At 60.1% G+C, this 6,902-nt stretch carries 2 protein-coding genes and 1 pseudogene; all 3 read left to right on the top strand.

Annotation, left to right across the window (positions count from 1 at the left end; genetic code table 11):
* The first annotated feature begins 347 nt into the window (after window positions 1–347).
* The 3 genes and pseudogenes from EYS21_RS17010 (at window position 348) to EYS21_RS17000 (ending at window position 6,527) form a co-directional block, all read left to right on the top strand.
* Window positions 348–2,499, top strand: a pseudogene (locus EYS21_RS17010) (glycogen debranching N-terminal domain-containing protein).
* A 121-nt stretch (window positions 2,500–2,620) separates the two neighbouring features.
* The gene (locus tag EYS21_RS23780; protein WP_347559570.1) at window positions 2,621–2,734 is read left to right on the top strand and encodes a PEP-utilizing enzyme; all 114 of its coding nucleotides are present in this window, start codon (window positions 2,621–2,623) and stop codon (window positions 2,732–2,734) included.
* A gap of 1,507 nt (window positions 2,735–4,241) precedes the next feature.
* A complete protein-coding gene (locus tag EYS21_RS17000) occupies window positions 4,242–6,527 on the top strand; it encodes a tetratricopeptide repeat protein (protein WP_131134413.1) in 2,286 nt (761 codons plus the stop codon).
* Window positions 6,528–6,902 lie beyond the last annotated feature (375 nt).

Here is a 6,902-nt window from a genome sequence, read left to right as displayed (position 1 = left end):
GCATCGAAAGGGTGCTCCCTCGCTCGGCAAATAACGGTCTCGACAACCACTATTTTCCCAGCTCAGAGCACCCTTTCCCTGCTTAAACACGCCTGGTACCCGGCGCCCCATGAAAACCCCGGGCTAGTCCGTCTCTCTAATTGGGAAAAGGGCGACTACAACGCCGTGCCCGCTCCTACGCCAGAGCAGCTAACTGCTTTGCACAGGCACTGGGATCCGTTCATCACCTCAGGGCTGGCGTCGGGGTGGGGACAAGCGTAGCGTCGATGTGAAGGCGGCGTTGGTCGGCATCAGCCGTAAAAAGTCTGGACCTACGCGCACCGGAGTCTATCCATAAGGAGCCGGGGATGTCTGGGTGGAATGCTGACACGGCGTCTGGACCCTTGGGTGCGGCGATCACACTGGTTGAAGGATCTAACTTCTGCATTTCCGCGGCCAACGGGGATATCCTTCCCGAATACCCGCACGGTGTTTTCTATGAGGACACGCGCATCCTGTCCCGCTGGAATCTGACCGTTAATGGGCAGCCGCTTGAGCCGCTGGCGGCGCAGACCACGGAGCCGTATCGGGCGCTGTTCGCCGGTCGCGTTCCGCGCCTGGATGGGCACGCAGACAGCCCGCTGATCGTGGAGCGGCTGCGGGAAGTCGGCGCCGGCATCCTGGAGCAGATCACGGTCCGGAACTACTCGAGGCAGCCAGCCGAATGCGTAGTCGAGCTGACCATCGCATCGGATTTCGCGGACCTCTTCGAAGTCAAGGAGTCCCGGATCCAGCGACGATGGGAAAAACCGTCCAGTTGGAAGGAGATTCGCTGATCATCCGGGCCGCTTGGCGGGACGTTCGCAAGGGCGTCGTGATCAATTCCGACGGCTCCACTGTGACGGCAGGAAAGGGAACCTACAGGACCATTGTCCCCCGGCTCGGCCACTGGAATACGCTGGTGAGCGTGGTGCCCGCAGTCGACGGCACGGACACTGCGGTACCGTTTGAGCATCCGAGGGCTGGCGGGTTGTCCGCGCGCGACCGCCGTCGGCAGGAATGGGTGGCGAAGATCCCAGTTGTGCAAATGGGCAACCGTTCGATCGAGCGGACCCTGCGGCGCAGCTACGACGATTTGGGTGCCTTACGGATCGAGGATCCGAAGCATCCAGAACGTGTAGTGGTGGCTGCCGGGGCGCCGTGGTTCATGACCCTGTTCGGACGGGACTCGCTGTGGGCCTCCCTAATGGCGCTCCCTGTGGATCCATCCTTGGCCTTAGGCACGTTGCAGACGCTGGCTGACCGGCAGGGCAGTGTGGTGGATCCCTTGAGCGAGGAAGAGCCGGGGAAGATCCTGCACGAGGTAAGACTGGACGTTTCCAGCGGACTGGCCTTGGGCTGGAAGTCTGTTTACTACGGCTGTGTCGACGCCACGCCGTTGTTTCTATTGGTGCTCGGCGAGGTTAGCAGGTGGCGTTTCGCCAAGGAGACCATCGCCGCGCTCCAGCCCCACGCGGACCGGGCGATGGACTGGATCCGAGACTACGGGACAAAGACGGAGACGGTTTCGACGAGTACTCGCGCCTCAATGATCGAGGATTGATCAACCAAGGCTGGAAGGACTCATGGGATGGGATCAACTTCGCCAACGGAACCATGGCGGAGCCGCCGATTGCGCTGTGCGAGGTGCAGGGCTACGTCTATGGCGCCTACCTGGCGTCCGCTTGGATGGCGCACGACGCCGGCAACCTAGCCAAGGCGGCCGACCTGCGGGAGCGCGCGGCGACGCTGAAGCGGCAGTTTAATGAACGGTTCTGGCTGCCGGACAAGGGCTACTACGCTATCGCGCTGGACCGCGACAAGCGGCCCGTCGATGCCTGCGCCTCCAATATGGGCCACTGCCTGACGACCGGCATCATCGACAAGGACAAGGCGCCGCTTGTCGTCGAGCGGCTGATGTCCCCCGAGATGTTCAGTGGCTGGGGAGTGCGCACGCTGGCAACCGACATGGATCCATATAACCCTGCCAGCTACCACAACGGGTCGGACCGGCCTCATGACAATGCGGTCATTCAAGTGGGTCTCATGCGCTACGGCTTCGTCGCGGAGGCGCAGCGGATCTCCACGGCACTTCTGGAGGCAGCTGAATTTTCGGAGGGTCGGCTTCCCGAATTGTTTTGCGGCTTCAGCCGGGAGCAGTTCGCCGCGCCTGTGCCCTACCCGACAGCGTGCTCACCGCAGGCCTGGGCGGCAACCACACCCATCATGCTGGTGTCGACTTTGATGCGCTATGATCCGGACGTTTCCCTAGGCGGAGTCTGGATGGATCCTGTCCTCCCTGAGTCATACGGAGACCTGCATATTACCAACGCGCCGATGGGTGCCGAGCGGGTCACCATCGACATTTCCGGATCCGAGGTGTCCATCCAGGGACTGCCCGAAGGAATGGTGTTCCACCGGGGCTACCTACCTTGGGTGGGCGACCTCATGGAACAAGCCCCGCCCCAGTCGGAGAAATAGCAGGACACGGTAAGGATCATCCGCGGACCGGACGAATTCGGGTCGCTGCGCAGCGGCGAAATCCTTGTCTGCCCCGCCACAAGCCCATCCTGGACCCCGCTGTTCCAGCGCAGCCGCCGTTGTGGTGGACGCCGGCGGGATTGCCTCCCACGCCGCCCTCGTCGCCCGCGGGTACGGGATCCCCGCCGTCACGGGCACTGGTCAGCCACTACTGCCTTGCAGGACCATCAGCTAGTTCTTGAGGATCGGCACCCGCGGACAGGTCACCATTTCGCAGCGTTCGGCTTGACCGCGGCGCCCTACAGGTGACGATCTTCCCTGTGATCACTGGTCAGAGAGGAATGGGCCCGATTTTCGTGATGCGCAGGACTGAGATCTCCAGCTGATCGAGAACCTGCACTAGACGACCACATACAAGGCTGGTCCACCGGCCCAATCTCCACGGCTGAGCTCGGCCCTGCCACTTACCTCCGGAGGCCCCATTGATGCCGGAAGAGCCAACTGTCTGCCCGCTTCTGACTGAGCCGCACCTGTCCCCAGCGGATCTTGGAGACTCAATCGTCCGGGCAATGTAAAGGGGCTTGCGGGCTTCCCTTCCTCCATGGGCAGTGACCAAAAAGCTGACTTAAGTGTGGACAGTGTCCACACCCCCTTTGACCGGACAAAACGCCTGCTGCCGCCATGCCTGGGTCCAACGTGAAGCGGCTGATGGACGGAAAACCTGCAGTGTAACTCCGCTTGGTCATGTCGTCAGCAGGACGCCCAGTCATGAATGTGTGATGGCCCGTAGGGGCCCATCAGTAGAAGTCAGAGAAGAGGACGGATAGCCCCATCACAGCAGGCGAAGGGCCCATTAGCCAGGGTCCTAGACCCGCCACTCCACACACCTGAATAGGCACCGCGGAGGCCAGGCCACAGACCGCGGCCAGCGTCAGAGGAACCCGCGGAGGGTCAATGTCAACACGTTAAAAGCAAAAACCCCTTTGACGAGGGGAAATGCGTGCCCGAGGTGGGACTCGAACGCGATTCCCCTCCTTGTTATCGCTGGGACGTGGCGGAAACATGCGGAATCCGAGCCAGTCCGGCACCAGTACGACCCGATCCGAAGCCCAGGGTGTGCACATTGTGCACACCCTCTTTTTGCCCACTTCGGCCACCCAATCGGGCTGCTTGAACGGCCGTCCGTGAAGGGCGCGATTCCGCTCGAATTTGATGAGTAGGCCTCCGGAACCGGACCGGCCGGATAAGCACCGCACTACGGTGCGGCCGTTCTGCTGGAATCGACGAACATCATGGTGGCCGGTCCCTCCTCGCCTAACGCCTCATGGAAAAACGAACAGCGACCTGCATGACCAACCTATAGGCCTGGCCTCCAGGAAGTCAGCAGGGACCACCTCCGCCACAGCGGAGCCGATCGTAACGTCCGCCTCTTCCCGCCCGAGCGACCTTTTAAGGCGAGTTGGCTGGATACACAAGTAACAGCCCCGGGAGCCCGCGTCTTCGGCTGGCTGAACTGCCGTGGCCTGGCTTGGCACGAATTCCACCTTCATGTCTGACGGAAGGCATGCCTACACTTCTGGAAGGACCAGCGGTCCTATTCGAACTACGATCTCCAGGGGGAATCTGTGTCTTCAAGTTGGCACCCAAGAAAGCGCCGCGAACTCTCCCCTTGGCTTCTGTTCTTCGCCGGACTCTTCGCTGCGGGAACCGCAGTCACCAGTCGCGTCGGTTGGCCTGCTTGGGTGCTTGGCCTGCTTGCCATCGTCTGCGTGGCGGGAGGTGTTGTCGTCCAGGCGGCAAAGGACAAGGCAAAGGCCAAAGACACCAGTGCCGGAGTACGCCAGCAAGCCATGAGGACCAGCGGGCCCGAGGCAGTGGATGCACCGCTGGCCAAGGATGTATCCCTCAGCATTTGGGGGGTCCACGAGTCGCTGGTGGGGATACCTTACCTGGACCGTGACGCCGAAACTGAGGTCGTGGAGGCTTTTGAAGAGGAACGGCCCGTACTCGTGCTGGGCGACTCCATGGTAGGAAAAACGAGAATGGCGTCCAAATTGGTCGCTGAGCTCTTCCCCAACCGCCAGGTTGTCATTCCGGACATTCCTGATGGCCTCGCAACCCTGATGAATGCGGGAGAAATCCCTGTGGAATCAATAGTGTGGCTGGACGATCTCGAGAGGTACCTCGCTGATCCGAAGAACTTGAAGACTAAGTGGATTGACCAGCTCCAACAAGCTGGAAATGTGGTCGTTGCTACCATGCGAGAAATCTTCTACGAACGGTTTCAGCCGAGTGATGATATGCCCCGGACCCAATGGGACACCCTCCTTAGGTTTCGCGTCGTACGCCTTAAGAATGCCCCGGAGGAACGCAATAAGTTAGCTGCCCTTAGTCCGATCCCACGGATCCGCGACGGCATCCTGAAGCACGGGTTGGGAACATATGCGGGAGGAGGGTTCTTGGCCGTTGAGAGGTTAGAAAGCGGGCGTGTTACCACCCCAATTGGAGCGGCACTCGTACTTGTTGCCATTGACTGGCAACGAACGGGCATTAGTGAGGCCATACCGGAGGAAACAGCTATCAAGCTTAGCGGTCTCTATCTCGCAGAGCCTTCCTCACCGCTAGATCCTGAGGAAGTACGGTCAGGTCTGGCATGGGCCACCGATAACTCGTCAGGCGGGAGCACCTACAGGCTCATTGCCCGGGCCAGCGACGGTAACCTCCGCCCCTTTGACTACCTCGTGGACCACGTAGCGTCCTCTAGGAAGGCGATTCCGAACGAAGTGTGGGAGGCAGCAGCTCAGAGTGATGCTTCACCTGGGCGACTGAACACTGCCGGAGTTTCCGCACATATGCTGGGGCGCCAGGAGATAGCTGAACGATTTTTCGTTCGAGCAGCAGAAATGGGCGACCCCGAAGGAATGGCAAACCTCGCAACGGCACTTGAGAGGCAAAATCGAATCGCTGAGGCAGAAACCCTACACCGTAGGGCAGCTGAGGCGGGCAGCCCTCATGGTATGACGGGCCTAGCGGTCATCCTTTTACGTAGTGGCAGAACGGAGGAAGCCGAGAGTTTGCTCCGAGAGGCCGCAGTCAATGGCGACGCTGATGCCATGGCCAATTTGGGGTTTATCATGATGCGCCGAGGGGAAGAGGACGAGGGCCGCGGCTGGTACAGGCGGGCCGCTGTCGCAGGCAGCGGTCTTGGGATGACCAACTATGGCATGCAGTTAGAGGGCGAGGGTCGGCAGGAGCAGGCCGAGGCCCTCTACAGGGCTGCGACGGCCAGGGGCAATGGGGCAGGGATGCATCAGTTGTCCCTCATTCTTTCTCGACGGGGCGAACACGCAGAAGCTGAACGTCTCTTGTCTCGGGCGGTCCGACATGGTAACCCGGCGGCCATGGCCGTGCTTGCCTCGCACATGGAGGGTATGGGGAACCACGCCGAAGCCGAGAGGCTCGCAACGATGGCGGCCGATAGAGGTGACGCATATGGGCTGGCGTTACAGGGAAAAAGAATGGCTGAGCGCGGAGAACTCGACGGCGCCGAGAAGCTACTCAGAAGGTCGGCCGAACAGGGTTTCACCTTCGGAATACATTGTCTGGGAGTCCTCCTTGCGCGTAGCGGCCGTATTGAAGAAGCCAAAGTGCAATACCGAAAAGCAATTACCGACGGCGATGCCCAGAGCATGGTGAACCTCGGCCTTCTTCTCTCAGAGGAGGATCGAAAGGGGGAAGCAACAGCCCTCTATCAGCAGGCATCCAATTTAGGACTTCCTTTGGCGATGTTCCTCCTCGCTGACGACCTTGAAGACAAGGGCAAACAGCAGGAGGCAGAGGAGTTATTCAAAAAGGCCGCAAGCATGAAGGAACCTCGATCAATAACCAAACTAGGCATGATTGCAGCCGAACGAGAGGACTACGACGAAGCACTGGGGCTGCTTGGGCAGGCCTCCACGATGGGCCACCGGCACGCGGCTGAGTGTCTTAAGGTGCTGAATGATCATCTGAAGGCGAAGGAGAAGTAACAGCACCGTACTACTGCCACTGAATCCTCGCTGCCCGACGAGTCACAGGTGACTAGCGCATTCAAAAATTCGTCCAAACCGATGGTAGTGAACCGGCGTCGATGTGTCTTGGTGAAACTCAACAAAGCGGACCCTCGCAAAAACGGTTGTCCGTTATCTGCGGAGTACCACGCGGCTTTGAACGGGTCGCGCGTGCGAATACCCTGGGGCCGCCAATAGTATTTGGTCATTGGAGGTTGAACCACTAGAAGCGGGTAACGCCCTGCTCTAAACGACTGGAGCAGACTTGATGCTGTGGTTGCATCGACTGGCAGGTTGAAGGAATAAAAATGGATGAAGTGGCGAGCAAGAGCCCGCGGCAATTGAGCCTCAACT

Origin of the sequence: Arthrobacter sp. S39 (genome assembly GCF_004320525.1) — a bacterium.
Classification (GTDB): domain Bacteria; phylum Actinomycetota; class Actinomycetes; order Actinomycetales; family Micrococcaceae; genus Arthrobacter.
Note: the sequence above shows the minus strand (reverse complement) of the source record. Positions and strands in the feature narration are given on the sequence as shown.